19 protein-coding genes and 1 tRNA gene are annotated in these 19275 nt (G+C 74.3%); 13 read left to right on the forward strand and 7 right to left on the reverse strand.

What is annotated here, in order from left to right; genetic code table 11:
• The first annotated feature begins 28 nt into the window (after window positions 1–28).
• Both ACZ4WV_RS01970 and ACZ4WV_RS01975 read left to right on the forward strand, forming a co-directional pair.
• A tRNA-Met gene (locus tag ACZ4WV_RS01970) sits at window positions 29–102 on the forward strand.
• 372 nt (window positions 103–474) lie between these two features.
• On the forward strand, window positions 475–2463 hold the full coding sequence (locus tag ACZ4WV_RS01975) for an SEL1-like repeat protein (RefSeq protein WP_465741809.1): 1989 nt from the start codon (window positions 475–477) through the stop codon (window positions 2461–2463).
• A 61-nt stretch (window positions 2464–2524) separates the two neighbouring features.
• Here the strand turns inward: ACZ4WV_RS01975 and ACZ4WV_RS01980 are convergent, their stop codons facing one another.
• On the reverse strand, window positions 2525–2938 hold the full coding sequence (locus tag ACZ4WV_RS01980; protein WP_465741811.1) for a Fur family transcriptional regulator: 414 nt from the start codon (window positions 2936–2938) through the stop codon (window positions 2525–2527).
• A 104-nt stretch (window positions 2939–3042) separates the two neighbouring features.
• Here ACZ4WV_RS01980 and ACZ4WV_RS01985 point away from each other — a divergent pair, with 104 nt between their 5' ends.
• On the forward strand, window positions 3043–4518 hold the full coding sequence (locus ACZ4WV_RS01985; protein ID WP_465741813.1) for a catalase: 1476 nt from the start codon (window positions 3043–3045) through the stop codon (window positions 4516–4518).
• Between the two features lie 92 nt (window positions 4519–4610).
• On the opposite strand, the gene hisN is transcribed toward ACZ4WV_RS01985, so the two are convergent.
• The 5 genes from hisN to ACZ4WV_RS02010 all read right to left on the reverse strand — a co-directional run bounded on the left by hisN (window position 4611) and on the right by ACZ4WV_RS02010 (window position 9217).
• Window positions 4611–5408, reverse strand: coding sequence for a histidinol-phosphatase (gene hisN / locus ACZ4WV_RS01990; RefSeq protein WP_465741815.1), 798 nt, complete (start codon window positions 5406–5408; stop codon window positions 4611–4613).
• A 107-nt stretch (window positions 5409–5515) separates the two neighbouring features.
• Window positions 5516–5839 (reverse strand): DMT family transporter, encoded by a 324-nt coding sequence (locus tag ACZ4WV_RS01995; protein WP_465741817.1) that lies wholly within the window; start codon window positions 5837–5839, stop codon window positions 5516–5518.
• 140 nt (window positions 5840–5979) lie between these two features.
• Window positions 5980–7035, reverse strand: coding sequence for a ribosome small subunit-dependent GTPase A (rsgA, locus tag ACZ4WV_RS02000; RefSeq protein WP_465741819.1), 1056 nt, complete (start codon window positions 7033–7035; stop codon window positions 5980–5982).
• Window positions 7036–7050: 15 nt separating this feature from the next.
• Window positions 7051–8382 carry a 3-phosphoshikimate 1-carboxyvinyltransferase gene (gene aroA / locus ACZ4WV_RS02005; RefSeq protein WP_465741821.1) on the reverse strand — a complete coding sequence of 444 codons (1332 nt, stop codon included), beginning with the start codon at window positions 8380–8382 and terminating at the stop codon, window positions 7051–7053.
• A 109-nt stretch (window positions 8383–8491) separates the two neighbouring features.
• Entirely contained in the window at window positions 8492–9217 is a 726-nt protein-coding gene (locus tag ACZ4WV_RS02010; RefSeq protein ID WP_465741823.1) for a M50 family metallopeptidase, read from the reverse strand.
• Window positions 9218–9400: 183 nt separating this feature from the next.
• Here ACZ4WV_RS02010 and ACZ4WV_RS02015 point away from each other — a divergent pair, with 183 nt between their 5' ends.
• The 10 genes from ACZ4WV_RS02015 to ACZ4WV_RS02060 all read left to right on the forward strand — a co-directional run bounded on the left by ACZ4WV_RS02015 (window position 9401) and on the right by ACZ4WV_RS02060 (window position 18702).
• Window positions 9401–10153 (forward strand): SOS response-associated peptidase, encoded by a 753-nt coding sequence (locus tag ACZ4WV_RS02015; RefSeq protein WP_465741825.1) that lies wholly within the window; start codon window positions 9401–9403, stop codon window positions 10151–10153.
• Between the two features lie 98 nt (window positions 10154–10251).
• A complete protein-coding gene (locus ACZ4WV_RS02020) occupies window positions 10252–10890 on the forward strand; it encodes an alpha/beta hydrolase family protein (protein WP_465741827.1) in 639 nt (212 codons plus the stop codon).
• A gap of 209 nt (window positions 10891–11099) precedes the next feature.
• The gene (locus ACZ4WV_RS02025; RefSeq protein ID WP_465741828.1) at window positions 11100–12005 is read left to right on the forward strand and encodes a sigma-70 family RNA polymerase sigma factor; all 906 of its coding nucleotides are present in this window, start codon (window positions 11100–11102) and stop codon (window positions 12003–12005) included.
• A complete protein-coding gene (rsrA, locus tag ACZ4WV_RS02030) occupies window positions 12002–12412 on the forward strand; it encodes a mycothiol system anti-sigma-R factor (protein ID WP_465741830.1) in 411 nt (136 codons plus the stop codon). Before ACZ4WV_RS02025 ends, rsrA begins: the two co-directional genes overlap by 4 nt.
• 362 nt (window positions 12413–12774) lie before the next feature.
• Complete coding sequence (locus ACZ4WV_RS02035; protein WP_465741832.1) at window positions 12775–14208, forward strand: HD-GYP domain-containing protein; 1434 nt, start codon at window positions 12775–12777, stop codon at window positions 14206–14208.
• Between the two features lie 206 nt (window positions 14209–14414).
• Window positions 14415–15728 (forward strand): HD-GYP domain-containing protein, encoded by a 1314-nt coding sequence (locus ACZ4WV_RS02040; RefSeq protein ID WP_465741834.1) that lies wholly within the window; start codon window positions 14415–14417, stop codon window positions 15726–15728.
• A 377-nt stretch (window positions 15729–16105) separates the two neighbouring features.
• On the forward strand, window positions 16106–17092 hold the full coding sequence (locus ACZ4WV_RS02045; protein WP_350746919.1) for a tetratricopeptide repeat protein: 987 nt from the start codon (window positions 16106–16108) through the stop codon (window positions 17090–17092).
• 45 nt (window positions 17093–17137) lie between these two features.
• Complete coding sequence (gene def / locus ACZ4WV_RS02050) at window positions 17138–17776, forward strand: peptide deformylase (protein ID WP_465741837.1); 639 nt, start codon at window positions 17138–17140, stop codon at window positions 17774–17776.
• A 136-nt stretch (window positions 17777–17912) separates the two neighbouring features.
• Window positions 17913–18389 carry a flavodoxin family protein gene (locus ACZ4WV_RS02055; RefSeq protein ID WP_465741839.1) on the forward strand — a complete coding sequence of 159 codons (477 nt, stop codon included), beginning with the start codon at window positions 17913–17915 and terminating at the stop codon, window positions 18387–18389.
• A 49-nt stretch (window positions 18390–18438) separates the two neighbouring features.
• The gene (locus ACZ4WV_RS02060) at window positions 18439–18702 is read left to right on the forward strand and encodes a hypothetical protein (RefSeq protein ID WP_465741841.1); all 264 of its coding nucleotides are present in this window, start codon (window positions 18439–18441) and stop codon (window positions 18700–18702) included.
• A gap of 31 nt (window positions 18703–18733) precedes the next feature.
• On the opposite strand, the gene ACZ4WV_RS02065 is transcribed toward ACZ4WV_RS02060, so the two are convergent.
• Window positions 18734–19138 (reverse strand): hypothetical protein, encoded by a 405-nt coding sequence (locus ACZ4WV_RS02065; protein ID WP_465741843.1) that lies wholly within the window; start codon window positions 19136–19138, stop codon window positions 18734–18736.
• Window positions 19139–19275: the final 137 nt, after the last annotated feature.

The raw sequence follows: 19275 nt of genomic DNA on the forward strand, positions 1-19275 counted from the left end.
CGTGTCCGTGCTATGGTTTACCCAACGACGCGGGGTGGAGCAGCTCGGTAGCTCGCTGGGCTCATAACCCAGAGGTCGCAGGTTCAAATCCTGTCCCCGCTACTCGGTGTCAGAGGCCCGGAGGATCATTCCTCCGGGCCTCTGTCGTTTCCGGGTGCGGACGTTTCCGTCCGGAAGCGGGGGGAACCGCTCCGGTACTATCGACCGTCGCCAACGGGGACGGCACTTTGGTTTGTGGGGTGGAAGTGTCGGGAAATCGACAAAGCGCCGAAGCAATTCCGTCGGCTTCGGGGAAGCCCCACCCGAATTCGGCCGGGGCAGGTGTACGCGGGTAGCGGGTGATGCGACGATGGGACACATGGGGGACGGTGCGCGGCTGCTGACCGGCCGTCGGGTCCGGCACCTCTCCCGCGAGTCCTTCCGGCCGCGGGCCGGGGCACGATGCCGCGACACTCTGGGGGAGCGGGAGTCGGCATGAGGCTGATCGGCAAGTCAGGCACCAAGTCCGGCGCCGCCGTCGAGGCGGACACCGACGCCTGGGCGGAGAGCGCCGACGAACGCCCTGACAGCCGCCCCGGGGCCCTGCCCGCCCAGCGCACCAGCGGACTGTCCGAACGCCCCTCGGTCGGCGGCTTCGGCCCGGACAGCCTCGTCCACGTGTCCACCCGTCAGTTCTCCGCCGCCGTCGGCCCCTACGGCGGCGCGGAGGGCGCGGACGGTGAGGACGGGCCGGCCGGCGCCGCGCTGGACCCGGCCGGGCTGGACCCGACGAGCTTCGAGACCGCGCTGGCCGCCCGCGAGTCCGCCGCCCTGGAGGCCCGCCACCGGCAGGCAGCGGACGACGGCGACGCGGACGCCGCCTGCCGGCTCGGCACCCTGCTGCTGCGCCGAGGCGACCTGGAGGACGCCGAGCCCTACCTGCGCGCCGCGGCGGCCGCCGGGCTGCGCGCCGCCGCCAACAACCTCGGGGTGCTGCTGCACCAGCAGGGCCACCGCGCCGAGGCCGGCCAGTGGTGGCGCCACGCGGCCGTGGCGGGCAGCGCCCCGGCCGCGCACGCGCTCGGGCTCCAGCTGCGCGACCAGGGCGAGGAGGAGGCCGCCGAGTACTGGCTGCATTTCGCCGCCGACCACGGCCACCCGCTGGGCGCCTACGCCCTCGGCGACCTGATGGAGCACCGGCGCGACGTGCGGGCCGAGCGCTGGTTCAAGGTCTCCGCCGACGCCGGACACCGGGAGGCCGCCTACCGGCTGGCCCGGATGCGCGAGGCCGCCGGGGACAAGGACACTGCGGAGGCCTGGTACCGCACCGCCGCCGCCCGCAGCCACGCCCGCGCCGCGCTGCGCCTGGGCGTGCTGCTGGAGGAGCGCGCCCGCACCGACCGGTCGCTGCTGGACGAAGCGGCCCGCTGGTACCGCCAGGCCGCCCAGAACGGCGAGCCGCGGGCCGCCTGCGCGCTGGGCTTCCTGCTGCGCGACTCCGGTGACCTCGCCGCCGCCGCCGAGTGGTGGCAGGAGGCCGCCGAGGCCGGCGACGGCAACGCCGCCAACGCGCTGGGCGCACTGCACGCGAGCCGCGGCGAGGCCAAGGAGGCCGAGCACTGGTACCGCACCGCCCTCGACGCGGGCGACCAGAACGGCGCCTTCAACCTCGGCCTGCTCTGCGCCGGAACCGGCCGCGAGCAGCAGGCCGAGCAGTGGTACCGCCGGGCCGCGTACGCCGGGCACCGGGAGGCCTGCAACGCGCTGGCCGTGGTGCTGCTGCAGCGCGGCGAGGAGTCCGGCGCCGAGCCGTGGTTCTCCAAGGCCGCCGAGGCAGGCAGCGTGGACGGCGCCTTCAACCTCGGCGTGCTGCACGCCGGGCGCGGCGAGCTGCGCCAGGCCCAGGAGTGGTACGCGCGGGCCGCGGCCGAGGGCCACGGCGAGGCGGCGCTGCAGTTGGCCGTCGCCCAGGAGCAGCGCGGCAACCTGGCCGGCGCGCTGGAGCGCTACCGGCAGGCGGCGGCCGGCGGCTCGGCGGAGGGGGCGTTCCGGCTGGCCTCGGTGCTGGACCGGCGCGGGGACGCCGACGCCGAGGCCGAGCACTGGTACGCGGTGGCGGCCGACGCCGGCCACCGGCGGGCGCAGGTGCGGATGGGCGTGCGGGCGGCCGAGCGGGGGGCGCTGGAGATCGCCGAGAGCTGGTACCGGCGGGCCGCGAAGGCGGGCAGCCGCAGCGCCGCGTTCAACCTGGGGCTGCTGCTGGCCCGGCAGGACAGCGAGGCCGAGGCGATGCTCTGGTACACCCGGGCCGCCGACGCCGGGCACGGGCGCGCGGCGCTGCGCCTGGCGCTGCTGGCGCTGCGCCGGGGGGAGCCGGTGCAGGCGGAGAACTGGTGCCGGCGGGCGATCGACTACGGGCCGGCCGAGGTCGCGGAGCGGGCCGGGCGGCTGCTGGGCGCGCTGCACGCCGAGCTCAGCGCGTAACCCTGGGGCGGGCGCGGGTCAGAGCGCGCGGCCATAAGGGCGCGCGGTCGTCGGGGCGCGGTCAGGGCCCGCAGTCGGGGCACAGGCCCCGGTAGGTGACCTCGGCGGTGGTGACGGTGAAGCCGAAGCGCTCGGCGGCGGGCAGGGCGGCGAGCGGGTCGCCGTGCGGGTGGACGTCGCGGATCGCGCCGCAGCCGGAGCAGACCAGGTGCTGGTGGGCGCGGTGGGCGTTGGGGTCGTAGCGCTTGGCGCGCCCGTCGGTGGCGACCTCCAGCACCTCGCCCAGGGCGACGAGTTCGCCGAGCGTGTTGTAGACGGTGGCGCGGCTGATCTCGGGCAGGCGGGTCGCGGCGCGCGCGTGCACCTCGTCCGCGGTGAGGTGGACGTGCTCGCCGTCCAGGACCTCGGCCACCACCCGGCGCTGGGAGGTGAGCCGCCAGCCGTGTCCGCGCAGTCTCTCCAGCAGGTCGCTCATGACACCAGAGTAAGTCACGCTCTGAGTTTGGTTCCAGTATTTACTTGGACAAAGTCCAAGTTAGGATCGTGTCATCACGACCGGATCCCTCGGAGGCCCCCGCTATGACCACGCAGGACGAACTGCGCCCGACCCTCACCACGGAGGCGGGCGCTCCCGTCGCCGACAACCAGAACACCGAGACCGCGGGCGTCGGGGGCCCGGCCCTGATCCAGGACCAGCTGCTGTTCGAGAAGCTCGCGCACTTCAACCGGGAGCGGATCCCGGAGCGCGTGGTCCACGCCCGCGGCGCCGCGGCCTACGGCACCTTCACGGTGACGGCCGACGTCTCGCCGTACACCCGCGCGGCGTTCCTGTCCGAGGTCGGCCGGCAGACCGAGGTGTTCCTGCGCTTCTCCACCGTGGCCGGCAACCTGGGCTCGGCCGACGCGGTGCGCGACCCGCGCGGCTTCGCGGTGAAGTTCTACACCGAGGAGGGCAACTACGACCTCGTCGGCAACAACACCCCCGTGTTCTTCATCAAGGACGCGATCAAGTTCCCCGACTTCATCCACACCCAGAAGCGGGACCCGTACACCGGCTCCCAGGAGGCGGACAACGTCTGGGACTTCTGGGGCCTGTCGCCCGAGTCGACCCACCAGGTGACCTGGCTGTTCGGCGACCGCGGCATCCCGGCCGGCTACCGGCACATGAACGGCTACGGCTCGCACACCTACCAGTGGCAGAACGAGGCCGGCGAGTACTTCTGGGTCAAGTACCACTTCAAGACCGACCAGGGCATCCGCAACCTCACCCAGGCCGAGGCCAACCGGCTCGCCGGCGAGGACCCGGACAGCCACCAGCGCGACCTGCGCGAGTCCATCGAGCGCGGCGAGTACCCCTCCTGGACGGTGCAGGTCCAGATCATGCCCGCGGCCGACGCGGCCGGCTACCGCTTCAACCCCTTCGACCTGACCAAGGTCTGGCCGCACGCCGACTACCCGCCGCTCGAGATCGGCCGGCTGGAGCTCAACCGCAACCCGGAGAACGTCTTCGCCGAGGTCGAGCAGTCGATCTTCTCCCCGGCGCACTTCGTGCCCGGCATCGGCCCCTCCCCCGACAAGATGCTCCAGGGCCGCCTGTTCGCCTACGCGGACGCCCACCGCTACCGCGTCGGCATCAACGCCGACCACCTGCCGGTCAACCGCCCGCACGCCACCGAGGCCCGCACCAACAGCCGCGACGGCCACCTGTACGACGGCCGCCACGGCCGGCAGAAGAACTACGAGCCGAACAGCTTCGGCGGCCCGGTGCAGACCGGCCGCCCGCTGTGGGCCGCCACCGCCGTCGACGGCTCCACCGGCACCCACGCGGCGCCCTCGCACGCCGAGGACGACGACTTCGTGCAGGCCGGCAACCTGTACCGGCTGTACTCCGAGGAGGAGAAGCAGCGCCTGATCGCCAACCTGGCGGGCTTCATCGCCAAGGTCTCCGCCGACCGCGAGGACATCGTGGAGCGGGCGGTCGACAACTTCCGCAAGGCCGACGCCGACTACGGGCAGCGGCTGGAGGCGGCGGTCCGCGAACTGCGCGAGCAGTAGACCGGGACGAAGCAGCCGCGGGCCCCTCGACCAGCACGAACTGGTCGAGGGGCCCGCAACCATGGTGTGGGCGTAGGCGGGGCGACCGGCCGTCAGACCGCCAGGCGCCGCAAGGTCTCCTCGTGCAGCAGGCCGTTGGTGGCGACGGCGTCGGCGCCGCCGGGGCCCGGGACGCCGTCCAGGCCGGTGAAGCGGCCGCCGGCCTCCTCGACCACGATGCACGGCGCGGCCATGTCCCACAGCGACAGCTCGGGCTCGGCGGCGATGTCCACGGCGCCCTCGGCCACCATCATGTAGGACCAGAAGTCGCCGTAGGCGCGCGTGCGCCAGCAGGCCCGGGTGAGGTCCAGGAACGGGTCGAGGCGGCCGCGGTCCTCCCAGCCGGTGAGGGAGGAGTAGGAGAAGGAGGCGTCCTCGATCCGGGAGACGCCGGACACGTGGATCCGGGAGGCCTTGGCGAGGCTGCGGCCCGCGAAGGCGCCCAGGCCCTTGGCGGCCCACCAGCGGCGCTGCAGCGCCGGCGCGGAGACGATGCCGACCACCGGGCGCTCGACGCCGTCCGGGCCGTCCTCCAGCAGGGCGATCAGGGTGGCCCAGACCGGGACGCCGCGGATGTAGTTCTTGGTGCCGTCGATCGGGTCGATCACCCAGCGGCGCGGGCCCGAGCCCTGCAGGCCGAACTCCTCGCCCAGGACCGCGTCCCGCGGGCGGGCGCGCTGGAGCACGCTGCGCACGAGCTCCTCGGCCGCCTTGTCGGCGTCGCTGACCGGCGTGAGGTCGGGCTTGGTCTCGACCGCCAGGTCGAGGGCGCGGAAGCGCTCCAGGGTGACCGAGTCGGCCGAGTCGGCGAGGACATGGGCGAGTCGGAGGTCGTCGTGGTAATCGGCCATGTCCGAAACCCTAGCGAGCCCGCCCCGATCGGCACAGCCGGGCTCGCGGAGCGGGAGGCGCCGGGTGCGCCACTCGGTGGTGCTACCCGGTGCGCCGTCCCGGCGTACTAGTGCGCGGTGCCGCTGAGCTGCAGGCCGATGACGCCGGCGATCACCAGGGAGATGGAGACCAGCTTGAGCACCGAGCTGGTCTCGTTCAGGAAGAGCATGCCGTAGATCGCGGTGCCGGCCGCGCCGATGCCCGTCCACACCGCGTAGGCGGGGCCCACGGGGAGGTTCTTCAGGGAGAGGGTGAGCAGACCGAAGCTGCCGAGGGCGAACACGCAGAAGCTGATGGTGGGCCAGAGCTTGGTGAAGCCCTCGCTGAGCTTGAGGTTGATCGCGAAGCCGGTCTCCAGCAGGCCGGCCAGGACCACCAGGGCCCATGCCATCGCGTGCCCTCCCTGTCGATCGACGGTCGGACCGCAGCCGGCCCGACCTTCCTATGATCACCAGGCGGCCCCGCTCCGACACCTCGAACGGCCGACGAGCCCCAGGAGAAGCGGTCCGGGAAACCGGGACAGCAGAGCGGTCAGTCGCCCTCGCGGGACTCCTTGCTGGCCAGCAGTCGGCGCAGCGAGTAGAGCCGGGCGGCCTCGGCGTGTCCCTCGGCGACCCAGGCGTCCAGCGCGCAGTCCGGTTCGTCATGGCTGCAGGCGCGCGGGCAGTCGGCGGTGCCGGGCTCCAGGTCCGGGAAGGCGAGGATGACCCGGGACGGGTCGATGTGCGAGAGGCCGAAGGAGCGGAAGCCGGGGGTGTCGATCACCCAGCCGGAGTTCAGCGCCTTTTTCGAGCCCGCCTTGGCGCCGGGCGGCGGGGGCAGCCGCAGCGCGAGGGCGGAGACGGTGGTGTGCCGGCCGCGCCCGGTGACCGCGTTGACGTCGCCGGTCTGCCGCTGGCGGTCCGGCACCAGGGCGTTGACCAGGGTGGTCTTGCCGACGCCGGAGTGGCCGATGAACACCGTCGAGCGCCCGCGCAGGTGCTCGCGGACCGCCTCGGCGCCGGTGGTCTCCAGCTCGTCCCGGCGGGTGACCACGTAGTCGATGCCCAGCGGGGCGTAGGACTCCAGCAGGGGGCCGGCCGGGGCCAGGTCGGACTTGGTGAGCACCAGCAGCGGCTCCATGCCCGCGTCGTAGGCGGCGACCAGGCAGCGGTCGATCAGCCGGGGGCGGGGCTCGGGGTCGGCCAGCGCGGTGACGATGGCCAGCTGCTCGGCGTTGGCGACGACGATCCGCTCGTACGGGTCGTCGTCGTCCGCGGTGCGCCGCAGGACGGAGCTGCGCTCCTCGACCCGGACGATCCGGGCGAGGGTGTCGGCTTCCCCGGAGAGGTCGCCGACCACGTTGACGACGTCGCCGACGACGACGCCCTTGCGGCCCAGCTCACGGGCCTTCATGGCGACGACCTGGCGCTCCTGCTTGGTCCCCGGGTCGATCAGGCAGGTGAGCCGGCCGCGGTCGACGGTCAGCACCATCGCCTCGGCCGCGTCCTCGTGCTTGGGGCGGATCCGGGTCCGCGGCCGGGAGCCCCCGCGGGCGGGGCGGTTGCGGATGTCGTCCTCGTCGGCGTCCTTGCCGTAACGGCGCATGGCTCAAGTCTCCGCTCAGGCGTCCGCCGCCGCCCCGCCGAGCAGTTCCGCCCACATTCCGGGGAAGTCCGGCAGGGTCTTGGCGGTGGTGGCCACGTTCTCCACCTCGACGCCGGACACGGCGAGGCCGAGCACCGCCGCGGCGGTGGCCAGCCGGTGGTCCTCGTAGGTGTGGAAGACGCCGCCGCGCAGCGGGCGGGGGCGGATCCGCAGGCCGTCCTCGGTCTCGCTGACGTCGCCGCCGAGGTCGTTGATCTCCTTGGCGAGCGCGGCGAGCCGGTCGGTCTCGTGCAGGCGCAGGTGGGCGATGCCGTACAGGTGGGACTCGGAGTCCGCGAGGGCGGCGACGGCGGCGATCACCGGGGTGAGCTCGCCGACGTCGTGCAGGTCGGCCTCGATGCCGTGGATCCGGCCGGTGCCGGTGAACTGCAGGCCCTCGTCGGTGAACTCGCAGGCGCCGCCCATCCGGGTGTAGATCTCGCGCAGCTGGTCGCCGGGCTGGCTGGTGTGCTTGGGCCAGTCGCGGACGGTGACCCGGCCGCCGGTGACCAGCGCGGCGGCGAAGAACGGCGCGGCGTTGGACAGGTCCGGCTCGACCACCAGGTCGCGGCCGATCAGGGCGCCGGGGGTGACCCGCCAGACGTCCTTCTCACCGCCGTCCTCGGGGGCGTCGACCTGGGCGCCGGCCAGGCGCAGCATCTCGACCGTCATCCGGATGTGCGGCAGCGACGGGACGGGGCCGCCGACGTGCCGGACCTCGATGCCGTGGTTGTAGCGGGCGCCGGAGAGCAGCAGCGCGGAGACGAACTGGGACGAGGAGGAGGCGTCCAGCTCGACCGGGCCGCCGTCGAGGCCGCCGGTGCCGTGCACGGTGAGCGGGAAGGTGCCGCGGCCCTCGTCCTCGATGCGGGCGCCGAGCGCCCGCAGGGCGTCGATCACGCCGTGCTGGGGGCGCTCGTGGCTGCGCGGGTCGCCGTCGAAGTGGACGGGGCCGTCGGCGAGGGCGGCGAGCGGGGGCAGGAAGCGCATGACGGTGCCGGCGTTGCCGACGTCGACCTGGGCGGGGCCGTGCAGGGCGGGGGCGGGGATGACCCGCCAGGCCTCGCCGCCGCCGATGCCGCCGGCGTCGTTGTTGACCTTCTCCTCGATGGTGACCCCGAGGGCGCGCAGGCCGTCCGCCATCAGCTGGGAGTCGCGACTGCGCAGCGGGCGGCGCACCCAGCCGGGCCCGTCGGCGAGGGCCGCCAGCACCAGGGCCCGGTTGGTGACCGACTTGGAGCCGGGGATGGTGACGGTGGCGTCGACGGGGGCGGCGGCGACGGGGGCGGGCCACAGGGTCTCGGTCATGGGGGCCAGTCTAGGGGCCGTACCCGAGACGCCCCGGTCGGTGGCCGCATGGCGGAACGCGCCCGGGGGCGTGGCGGGGGCTGCGTGGGTCGGTGCAGGTGGGTGCGGGTCAGTGCAGTGGCTGGAGGAGCCAGGTGGCGCCGAGGGCCAGGCACGCGAGGGCGACGAGCAGGAAGACGGTGACCCAGGCGAGCGCGGGGACGTGGGTGAGCCGGGCGAGCTGGTCGGCGTCGGAGTCGCGGGCCCAGCCGATCCGGCGCTGGTGCTGGAGCTCCAGGACGGGGCGTACGGCGCCGAACAGCAGGAACCAGCAGCCGAGGTAGGCGAAGCCGGCCTGCACCTGGGCGCTGCCGAACCAGGAGACCAGGAAGAAGGCGCCGCCGGCGAGCAGGACGGTGAACAGGCCGTAGGCGTTGCGGATGCGGATCAGCAGGGCCAGCAGCAGGGCGATCGCCAGCCAGAGCAGCAGGGTGATCCGGTCGGCGGCGAGCAGGGCGGCGCAGCCGAGGCCGAGCAGGGCGGGGGCGGTGTAGCCGGCGGCGGCGGTGAGGACCATCCCGGGGCCGGCGGGGCGGCCGTAGGAGAGGGTGAGGCCGGAGGTGTCGGAGTGCAGCCGGATGCCGGCGAGCTTGCGGCCGGTGACGAGGGCGGCGAGTCCGTGGCCGCCTTCGTGGGCGATGGTGACGGCGTTGCGGGCGACGTGCCAGAGCGGCCGGGCGAGGACGGTGAGCAGGGCGGCGGCGCCGGTGACGAGGACGAGCCAGCCGGGCGGGGCGGCCTGGGTGCCGGTGACCTGGTTCCACAGGGCGCCCAGGTTCTGGTCGTCGGTGTTCATCGGGGGGTCCGCGCCTCCGTTCGCTGCGTTGGGCCGGGCTGGGCCGCGTCGGGCCGGGTCGGGTCGGGCCGCGTTGGGCCGTTCGGGGCAGCCTCCCATGCGGGGACGGGCGGGCGGGAGCGGGGGGTTGCGGCCGCGGGATGAGGAAGTGGTGAGGAGGGGCGGCATGGCAAGCTGGCCCGCATGTGCGGTCGCTTCGCAGCCAGCAGCAAACCCGAGGACATCGTCGAGCTGTTCGACGTGGAGTTCTGGGATCCCGAGGAGACGCTGGACCCGAACTGGAACGTGGCGCCGACCAACAGCGCGTTCGTGGTGCTGGAGCGGTTGTCCACGGAGCGGCCGGGGCCGCTGCGGCAGTTGCGGGCGCTGCGCTGGGGGCTGGTGCCGCCGTGGTCGGACTCCGCCGAGACGGCGGTGAAGATGATCAATGCCCGGTCGGACACCGTGCACGAGAAGCCGGCGTACCGGCAGGCCTTCGCCTCGCGGCGGTGCCTCCTGCCGGTCGACGGCTACTACGAGTGGCAGACGGTGCCGGGTGAGCGGGGCCGGGCCCGCAAGAAGCCGTTCTTCGTGTCCCGGTCGGACGGCGCGCCGCTGGCGCTGGCCGGGCTGTACGAGTTCTGGCGCAACCGGGCGGTGCCGCCGGGGCATCCCGAGGCCTGGCTGGTGACGTTCACGATCGTCACGACGGACGCCGAGGAGGCGCTGGCCCCCATCCACGAGCGGATGCCGCTGTTCCTCGATCCGTGCTCCTGGGACGAGTGGCTGGACCCCCGGCTGAGCGACCCGGACGTGCTGCGCCGGCTGCTGATACCCCCGCCGCCGGGCGCGCTGCTGGCCACGCCGGTGTCTCCGGCGGTCGGCAACATCCGCAACAACGGCCCGGAGCTCAAGGAGCCGTGGGCCGAGGCCGAGTACGAGACCACGTTGTTCTGAGTCTTTACGACGCCTCCGACTCTTCCGACCTTTCCGATCCGATTGTCTGGACTGTCCTGCCGTCCTGACGTTCTCCGACGTTCCCGGGAGCCGCCGCGATGACCACCTCCGAACTCGTCGCCACCGAGGCCGGCGAGGCCCGCGTCACCTACCACCGGGCGGCCGCCCCGAGGGCCGTGCTGGCGCTCGGGCACGGCGCGGGTGGCGGGATCGGCGCCCCGGACCTGGTGGCGCTGGCCGAGCGGCTGCCGCCGCGGGGGATCACCGTGGCGCTGGTGGAACAGCCGTGGCGGGTGGCGGGCAAGAAGCTGGCCCCGGCGCCGAAGACCTTGGACCTGGGCTGGCGGCCGGTGGCCGGGCACCTGGCCGGGCAGGGGCTGCCGCTGGTGGTCGGCGGGCGCAGCGCCGGGGCGCGGGTGGCCTGCCGTACGGGGGCGGGGACCGGGGCGGTGGGAGTGGTGGCGCTGGCGTTCCCGTTGCACCCGCCGGGCAAGCCGGAGCGGAGTCGGGCGCACGAGCTGCTGGAGTCGGGGCTGCCGACGCTGGTGGTGCAGGGCGGGGCGGATCCGTTCGGCGGCCCGGAGGAGTTCCCGGCGCTGCCGGCGGGGCACGAGCTGGTGGCGGTGCCGTACGGCGGTCACGGGTTCGCGGTGCCCAAGCGGGCTCCGGTGGGGGAGGAGGAGGTGCTCGGGCTGATCTGCTCGGCGGTGGGGGACTGGGTGCTGCGGCTGGTGTGAGCGGGCGGGGACGGTGCTGCCCGCGATGCCGGCGGGGGCGCTGTCGGGGTGCCGTCCGGGGCGCCGCGGTGGGTGTTGTCCGGGGCCGTGAACAGGGAGTTCGCCGTCGCTCACTCGTGCGAGTGAATGGGATGCGGGGGCGGGAATGCGGGCGTGGCCCGGGTGGTTGTCGTCTGCGTCAGCACAGTCACCGGTGAGAGGCAGGGCAGATGGGTTCGATCGCGTGCCCCGAACGGCCTGAGGAGCGCGAGGCCGCCACGGCGTTCGGCCCCTCCTGGTCGGAGTGGATCGACGCGGGCGAGAAGCCCGTCAGCCCGATATCCTCCATTTCTGGGCGGCCCGCCGTGGGCCGTACCCGTCATGCCGAGGAGGTGGGTCCGGTCGTCGGGACCGAGCACGAGGCCGACCCGGGCCGTGGCCCGGACGAGGCCCTGCCCACGGGCGAGGCGCTCACCGGTGAGGAGCTGGCCGAGGCGATCGGCGAGGACACCTTCCGCGTGTCCGCGGAGGAGTCCGAGGAGACCCGGCGGGAGCGCTTCGAGCGTGACGCCCTGGGCTACCTGGATCCGATGTACTCGGCGGCGCTGCGCATGACGCGCAACCCGGCGGATGCGGAGGACCTGCTCCAGGAGGCGTTCGCCAAGGCGTACGCGTCCTTCCACCAGTTCCGCGAGGGCACGAACCTCAAGGCCTGGCTGTACCGCATCCTCACCAACACGTTCATCAACTCGTACCGCAAGAAGCAGCGCGAGCCGCAGCGCACCGCGGCGGAGGAGATCGAGGACTGGCAGCTGGCCCGGGCCGAGTCGCACATGTCGACGGGTCTGCGCTCGGCCGAGACCCAGGCGCTCGACCACCTTCCCGACAGCGATGTGAAGGACGCGCTGCAGGCCATTCCGGAGGAGTTCCGGATCGCCGTGTACCTCGCGGACGTAGAAGGCTTTGCGTACAAGGAGATCGCGGACATCATGGGTACTCCCATCGGTACGGTGATGTCCCGGCTGCACCGCGGCCGCCGTCAGCTGCGCGGCATGCTGGAGGACTACGCCCGTGAGCGCGGGCTCGTCCCGGCCGGCAGCGGGGCAGGGCAGGAAGCGAAGGGCTCGGGCTCATGAGCTGCGGCGATCCGCACGAGACGGAATGTGGCGAGGTCCTCGACCACCTCTACGAGTTCCTCGACAACGAGATGCCCGAGGGGGACTGCGCCAAGCTGCGCGTGCACTTCGAGGAGTGCTCGCCCTGTCTGAAGCAGTACGGGCTGGAGCAGGCGATCAAGGCGCTGATCAAGCGTTCCTGCGGCTGCGACGACACCCCGGCCGACCTGCGCAGCAAGGTGCTGGCGAGGATCGACTCGATCCGGTCCGGGCAGCGCAACGGCGATCCGGTGGTCGCCGTGGACACCTCGGTCGAGGTGCACGTCGAGTCCGCCCGTCCGGCGCCCCACCCGGCGCGGGACGGCGCGGACGAGGAGCGGCCCGCGCGCCCCGGTGCGCCGGTGGAAGCCGGCGCCCAGGTGGAGTGACCAGCCGTCCGGCGCGCGACGGCACGACCGTCGCCCGGGCGCGATAGTCCTCCGGTCCGCCGGCGAGGGCGGGCCGGAGGGTCTGGGTAGGGAGTTCAGCGGCCCCGGAAGCGTGTGCTTCCGGGGCCGCTCCCGTTCTGCTCGCATGCGCCGTCACTCGTTCGAGTGAGTTGGCGGTGCGCCAACTGCGCCATTGCGCGATCATGCGTCCTCGCGGCCGGACTGCGGCCTATCCTCCTGACGGGCGCTCACCGCCGGTCCCTCCGGCGTGCTGAGGCCACACGGGTCCGGACGGCGGGGAGGTCGAGATCGCTACCGACAGTGGAGGCGCGACCCTGCCGCGGGGGGCGGCGTGCTACCTGGTGGCCGTTCCGGTGGCGGCGCTGTGCTGCCTGCTGCCGCTGCTGCCCGTGGCCGCGATCCCCGGGGTGCCGCGCTGGCTGGGCCACCCGGTGGACTGGCCCAAGGTCGCGCTGCTGGCCTTCCTGCACGGCTGCTGGGAGTCGCTCGCCCAAGGCCTGCCGACCCCCTGTCTGCGCTTCGTGCGCCGGTTGCTGCGCCGCCCCGCGCCGGTCGAGCGCACACCCGCCCGGCCCGGGGCGAACTCCTTCTTCCCGGTGCTCTTCGCCGGGGTGCTGATGCTCCCGCCGGCCGCCGCCGCCCTCGTCGCCGTCCCCGCCGCACTGCTCGGCGGCCCCACCGGGCCCGGCTGCCGCCGGCGCCAGCTGTTCAACGGCTCCCAGCTCGCACTGTGCGCCTTCGCCTCCTCCGTCGCCTTCCACCTGCTGCGCGGCCCCCAGCTCCTCCTCGGCTCCCGCTTCCCGGCCGCGCTGCTGCCCGGCTTCGCCTCCGTCGCCGTGTTCTGCCTGGTCAACGGAGCGGTGGTGGGGGCGATGGTGATGCTCAGCGAGGGCCGCGGAGCCGGGGTGGTGCTGCGCGGGGCCTGCTCGGTGTGCGGGCTGCCGGTGCTGGTGCACGCGGCCGGGGGACTGATGGTCGCGGTGCTGTGGCAGGGCCCGTACGGGGCGTTCGCCGCGCTGCTGGCCCTGCTGCCGCTGTCCATCTCCGCCTGGGTGTTCGCCCAGGGCCAGCGCGAGCAGGACGCCCACCAGGCCACCGTGCAGTCGCTGGTGCAGGCCGTGGAGATCAAGGACGCGTACACCCGGGGGCACAGCGAACGGGTCGGGCGGGCCTCGGTGCTGATCGCCACTCAGCTCGGCATGGAGCCCGAGCGGCTGCGCACCCTGCGCTTCGCCGGGATCCTCCACGACGTCGGCAAGCTCGGGGTCGCCACCGAACTCCTGCGCAGAAACGGTCCCCTCGACGAGGACGAACGCCGGGCCGTGGAGATCCACCCGGTGTACGGGTACGAGCTGGTTCGCGGCATCGACTTCCTCGGCGAGGCCCACGCCGGGATCCTCCACCACCACGAGCGGATGGACGGGCGCGGCTACCCCAGCGGCCTGGCCGGGGAGCAGATCCCCGAGTTCGCCCGGATCATCTCCGTCGCCGACGCCTTCGACTCGATGACCTCCACCCGCTCCTACCGGCGGGGGCGCCCGGTCACCGAGGCGGTGGCCGAGCTGGAACGCTGCTCGGGCAGCCAGTTCGACCCGGTGATGGTCCGCGCCCTGATCGACGCGCTGGCCGTGCACGACTGGCGGCCGGTGGTGCACTCCGAGGACTGCGTGCGGGCCGTGCCGGACATCCCGCTCGGGGTGCCCGAACCGGTGCGGGCCGCGCCCGGACTGGTGCCCGCCCAGGGCGGGACCGTCCCCACGGCCGGAAAGCCGTGAGGGTCCCGGGGCGGCCCGGCCCCGCCCGCACCGGGCCCGGCCGTCGGGTGCCGGGCCGCAAGGCGGCCGACCGCGGGGTGTCCGGCCGGACGGGGCGGGACCGCAAGGACCGTACGGGCGCGGGCCGTACGGGCGCGGAGCGTCCGGGGACCGGCCGTCCGGGGGCCGCCCGGACCGCACATGGCCTTAGGGCGTTCGCCCGGGCGGTGCGTGGGCGCACCGCCCCGGCGGTGCACGTGGGCGCCGCCGCACTGCTGGCGCTCGCGCTCGGCGCGGTCGCGCTGCGCGGGGTCGCGGAGCCGGGGGTCGCGCTGGCGTTCACCGCGTTGATCGCGCTCGGCGAATGCGTCCGGATCACCCTTCCGGGTGACCGCGAGCAGGCGCCCATCGGCGCGGCCGGCGCACTGGCCTACGCCCTGCTCGGGCCGCTGCGCGGGCTGCCCACCGCGCACGGGACGCTCCAGGTGGTGGCGGTGACCGGGGTCGGCCTGGTGCTCGCCTGGCTGCCCGGCCTCGCCCTGCCGCACCGCCCCGAGCGCCCGCACCGGCGCCCGCCCTGGGCCGACCCGGCCCGCCGGGACGGCGCCGCCCGCCGGCTGCTCGCCGTCGGTTTCGCCGCCGCCGTCTTCCAGCCGCTCTACAACGGCGGCCTGGTCGACCGGTTCTCGCCCGAGGGCCCGGCCTACGGGGCGTTCCTGACCGCCGTCGCCGCGCTGGCCGCGCTCTGCGACGCCACCCTGGCGGCGCTGCTGCGGTGCGCCACGGCCGGCCCCGACTCCGGGCTGCGGTTCCCGGCGGCGCTGGAGGACGAGCTGCGCTCGCTGTTCGGCATCGGTTCGGCGATCGTCGCCACCGGGATGCTGGTCAGCCTCGCCGCCGGCGAGGTCGGGCTGTGGGCATTGCCGCTGTTCTGCACCCCGCTGCTGCTCGCCCAGGTGTCCTTCCGGCGGGCCGCCGCGGTGCGGGCCACCACCGGGCAGACCATCGCCAGCCTGGCACGGGCCACCGAGGTGGCCGGCTACACCCCGCACGGGCACGCGCGCCGGGTCGCGGACACGGCGTGCGCCCTCGGCCGCGAGCTGGGGCTGGGCACCCGGGAGCTCGCTCTATTGGAGTACGCGGCGCTGATGCACGACGTCGGCCAGCTGTCCCTGGTCGAGCCGGTGCCGGACGGCGCGACCGCGCTGCTGCCCTGTGACGAGCAGCAGCGGATCGCCCGGCTCGGCAGCGAGGTGATCAGCCGCACCGGGGTGCCCCGGCAGGTCGCCGAGCAGGTCGCCCGGCTGGCCGACCCCTGCGCCGGGCCGGTCGGCGGCGAGGGGCCCGTACCGCTCGCCGCCCGGATCATCCGGGTCGCCAACGCCCACGACGACCTGCTGACCGCCGCCCGCGGCCGGGGCCTCGGCGAGGCCTTGGGGCGGCTGGAGGCGCTGGAGGTGCTGCGGCTGGGGCGCGGCCGGGTCTACGACGCCCGGGTGGTGGACGCCCTCGCCCGGGTCGGCGGGCCGGATCGCGGCTGAGGCGGCGGGCGGCGGGCGGCGGCTGCTGGTTCCGTAAGGCGGTCGGGGTCGGACGGGGGCCGGATTCGTGCTCGGGCCGGGCTCGGTGAGAGGTGGGAGGACGCAGGGATGGGCCGAACGGGCCGGGGCGGGGTGGAGGCCCACTCGGCCTCAGGTCAGGCCCCCGCGGCCAGGGGTTGAGGAGGTGCGCTCCGGCGGGCAGGCTGGGGAGGGGCGGGCTCCAACCCCGGCGGTGGGGAGCGCGGTCGGGGGCGGGCGTGGTTGGATGCGGTCGTAGCGTGGAACACCGACCCGGAGCACCGGGACCCGGACCCCGTCGAGGACGGGACGGGCCCCGCGCCAAGGGACTTGAGCGGACGACGACGGCAGGGACGAACGTGAGGATCTTCCACCGGGCACGGCACCGGCCGTCCGCCACCTGGCGGCAGACGACCGACCGGGCCTTCACGCTGATCGGCGACGGCCGCTACGAGGACGCCGGCGCGCTGCTGGTGATGGCCGCCGACCTGGAGCCCTGGCTGTCCGACTCCTGGTTCAACCTCGCCCTGCTGCACAAGTTCCGCCGCGACTGGGAGCAGGCCCGCTCGGCCGGCCTGCGCGCCGTCGCCCTCCTGGACCGCGAGCACGGCGCCCCCGACTGGTGGAACCTCGGCATCACCGCCACCGCCCTGCAGGACTGGCCGCTGGCCCGCCGCGCCTGGCAGGCGTACGGGCTCAAGCTGCCCGGCGGTCCCGGCGTGGACGGCCCGGTCAGCCTCGACCTCGGCACCACCCCGGTGCGGCTGTCCCCGGACGGCGAGTCCGAGGTGGTGTGGGGCCGGCGCCTCGACCCCGCCCGGATCGAGGTGCTGTCCATCCCGCTGCCGTCCTCCGGCCGCCGCTGGGGCGAGGTGGTGCTGCACGACGGCGCCCCGCACGGCGAGCGGGTCACCGACGGCGTCGCCTACCCGGTGTTCGACGAGATCGAGCTGTGGGCGCCCTCCCCGGTGCCGACCTATGTGGTGCTGCTGCAGGCCGCCACGGCCGGTGACCGGGACGCGCTGGAGCGGCTGGTCGCCGACGCCGGCTACGCCGCCGAGGACTGGACCTCCTCGGTGCGACTGCTGTGCCGGGCCTGCTCGGAGAGCCGGATGGCCTCCGACGACGGCGTCGTCGCGCACCACGACCCGCACGACGACGGCGACGCCGCCCACCCAGGCCACCTCAGCCACCTCAGCCAGGGCGGCGCCGCCGGGATGTCCTGGCTGGTCGAGCGCGAGTGCGGGATCGCCGCCCCGGCGCACCTGGTGCGCGCCCTGCTGGACCGCTGGGTCGCGGCCGCCCCCGCGAGCCGGGCTTACCGGGATCTCGAAGAAGTCTGCTGAGTACCCTGGTGAGGTACACGTAGTAGATCTATGGAAGCGGAAGACATGGCGGAGCAGCACGACCACGAGCAGGAGCACGACGTGGAGGGGGCGGCGCCCGAGGCGCCCGCCAAGGTGATCGGCGACGAACCCGACCTCACCAAGGGCACCGCGCGTCCGATCACCGTCGTGGGCAACCCGGTGCTGCACCGCGAGGTCAAGGACGTCACCGCGTTCGACGGCGAACTGTCCGCGCTGATCGACGACATGTTCCAGTCGATGTACGCCGCCGAGGGCGTGGGCCTGGCCGCCAACCAGATCGGCGTGGACCTGAAGGTCTTCGTCTACGACTGCCCGGACGACGAGGGCGTGCGCCACATCGGCCACGTCATCAACCCGAAGCTGGAGGAGTACCCGGCCGACCGCCGCCGGGTGCTCGACGACGGCAACGAGGGCTGCCTGTCCGTCCCGACCGCCTACGCCGAGCTGCCGCGCCCGGACTACGCCGCCGTCACCGGCGTCGACAAGGACGGCAAGCCGATCCGGGTCGAGGGAACCGGCTTCTTCGCGCGCTGCCTGCAGCACGAGACCGACCACCTGTACGGCACCCTCTACATCGACAAACTGTCCAAGCGCGACCGCAAGGACGCCCTGCGTCAGATGGCCGAGGGCACCGCGAAGTACGCGACCGTGCCGAACGAGTGACGGCAGGGCGGTAGTCGCCGAAGGCCGGTGCGGACCCCGTCCGTGCCGGCCTTCGGCGTTCCCGGGCGGGCGATGTCACGTTCTCGCGCCCTGTCCGGTCCCACTGTCAGGAGTGACCGATCGGAAGGAGAGCGTCATGAAGGCCGTCATGGTGTGTGCGTCGGTGTCCCACGGCAACACCCGGAGGATCGCCGAGGTCATGGGCCGGGTGCTCGCGGCCCGGGTCGTCGAGCCGGAACAGATCGACCCTGTGGAGCTGGCCGACTACGACCTGGTGGGGTTCGGATCGGGGATCTTCACGGGTCAGTTCCACGCGCGGCTGCGGGACTTCGTCTGCTCGGTTCCGGCGCGGCAGGGTGGCAGGGCGTTCGTGTTCGCCACCAGCGGGCTGCCGGAGCTGCGGGTCCGGCCCTTCACCCGGCCGCTCGTGCGGCAGCTCGAACAGAAGGGGTTCGAGGTGACCGACACCTTCTCCTGCCGGGCCTACGACACCTGGCTGCCCTTCAAGCTCGTCGGCGGCATCAACAGGACCCGGCCCGACGGCGGCGACCTGGCGGCGGCGCGCGCCTTCGCCGAGGGGCTGCTGGCCCGTGGTGTCGACGGCGGGTGGTGAACGGGTCGGCGGCGAGCCCGGCGGCGTTCAACCGCTGGGCGGTGCCGGGATGGTGAAGCTGCTCTACGGGCGCTTGCTCAGCCTGCTCGCCCAACCGGCGGCTCAGAGCGCGCTGCCGCAGCTGTTCGCCGCCACCGCGCCGGACGCCGGGGGCGGGCAGTTCATCGGCCCGGGCGGGAGGGGCGAACTGCGGGGCGCCCCGAAGGCCGTCCGGGTGGCGCCGAGGGCCGCCGACCCCGAGACGGGGCGGCGGTTGTGGGAGCTGTCGGAGCGGCTCACCGGTGTCCGGTTCGTCGTTCCGGCTGCCGCCTGATCCGGGGCGCGGGCGAACGGGGGGCTTCGGGTCAGGGGAGGGCGCGTTCGGCGGGGCAGGGGATGTTCGGCCAGGCCTTGTTGGGGCACGCGACGACGTAGTGACCGGACCAACGGCTGTCGGACAGCCACCGGGACCACACCACGTCGGAGCCATGGGTCAGTTGGTCGGCGGCGCGATGGCGTCTCGCCGTGGTGGGGAGCCCGGGATCACCGCCGGGGGAGTGCTTCGCGTAGCGTGCGGCGAGCCAGTCGGCGGCCTCGGCCGACGTGCGCCAAGTGCCCCGGATCTGGGAGGCGGGGCGGAGCAGCCACCAGGCCGTCATCATCGGGGGAAGGTCGGAGAAACGGAACGCCGCTTCGTTGGACGGTCGGCGTTCCGATTCCTTCGCCAGGAGCCGGCCGTCACCGACCCACTCGTAGCCGTGGAAGTGCAAGGGCGCTACTCCTCGGAGGTATTGGGGCCCCGGGGGGGGGGGGGGGGGGGGGGGGGGGGGGGGGGGGGGGGGGGGGGGGGGGGGGGGGGGGGGGGGGAGGCGGAGGGGGGGGGGGGGGCTGGGGTGGGGGTCTTGCC

The sequence above is a fragment of the Kitasatospora sp. NPDC029312 genome, assembly GCF_055569215.1.

Excerpts from the sequence above, each read along its gene's own strand:
- ACZ4WV_RS01980 (WP_465741811.1), bottom strand. The coding sequence starts at position 2,938 with ATGAGCGACCTGCTGGAGAGACTGCGCGGACACGGCTGGCGGCTCACC.
- rsrA (WP_465741830.1), top strand. The coding sequence starts at position 12,002 with ATGAGCTGCGGCGATCCGCACGAGACGGAATGTGGCGAGGTCCTCGAC.
- ACZ4WV_RS02025 (WP_465741828.1), top strand. The coding sequence starts at position 11,100 with ATGGGTTCGATCGCGTGCCCCGAACGGCCTGAGGAGCGCGAGGCCGCC.
- ACZ4WV_RS01985 (WP_465741813.1), top strand. The coding sequence starts at position 3,043 with ATGACCACGCAGGACGAACTGCGCCCGACCCTCACCACGGAGGCGGGC.
- hisN (WP_465741815.1), bottom strand. The coding sequence starts at position 5,408 with ATGGCCGATTACCACGACGACCTCCGACTCGCCCATGTCCTCGCCGAC.
- ACZ4WV_RS02020 (WP_465741827.1), top strand. The coding sequence starts at position 10,252 with ATGACCACCTCCGAACTCGTCGCCACCGAGGCCGGCGAGGCCCGCGTC.
- ACZ4WV_RS02010 (WP_465741823.1), bottom strand. The coding sequence starts at position 9,217 with ATGAACACCGACGACCAGAACCTGGGCGCCCTGTGGAACCAGGTCACC.
- ACZ4WV_RS01995 (WP_465741817.1), bottom strand. The coding sequence starts at position 5,839 with ATGGCATGGGCCCTGGTGGTCCTGGCCGGCCTGCTGGAGACCGGCTTC.
- ACZ4WV_RS02060 (WP_465741841.1), top strand. The coding sequence starts at position 18,439 with ATGGTGAAGCTGCTCTACGGGCGCTTGCTCAGCCTGCTCGCCCAACCG.
- ACZ4WV_RS02015 (WP_465741825.1), top strand. The coding sequence starts at position 9,401 with ATGTGCGGTCGCTTCGCAGCCAGCAGCAAACCCGAGGACATCGTCGAG.
- aroA (WP_465741821.1), bottom strand. The coding sequence starts at position 8,382 with ATGACCGAGACCCTGTGGCCCGCCCCCGTCGCCGCCGCCCCCGTCGAC.
- ACZ4WV_RS01975 (WP_465741809.1), top strand. The coding sequence starts at position 475 with ATGAGGCTGATCGGCAAGTCAGGCACCAAGTCCGGCGCCGCCGTCGAG.
- ACZ4WV_RS02055 (WP_465741839.1), top strand. The coding sequence starts at position 17,913 with ATGAAGGCCGTCATGGTGTGTGCGTCGGTGTCCCACGGCAACACCCGG.
- rsgA (WP_465741819.1), bottom strand. The coding sequence starts at position 7,035 with ATGCGCCGTTACGGCAAGGACGCCGACGAGGACGACATCCGCAACCGC.
- def (WP_465741837.1), top strand. The coding sequence starts at position 17,138 with ATGGCGGAGCAGCACGACCACGAGCAGGAGCACGACGTGGAGGGGGCG.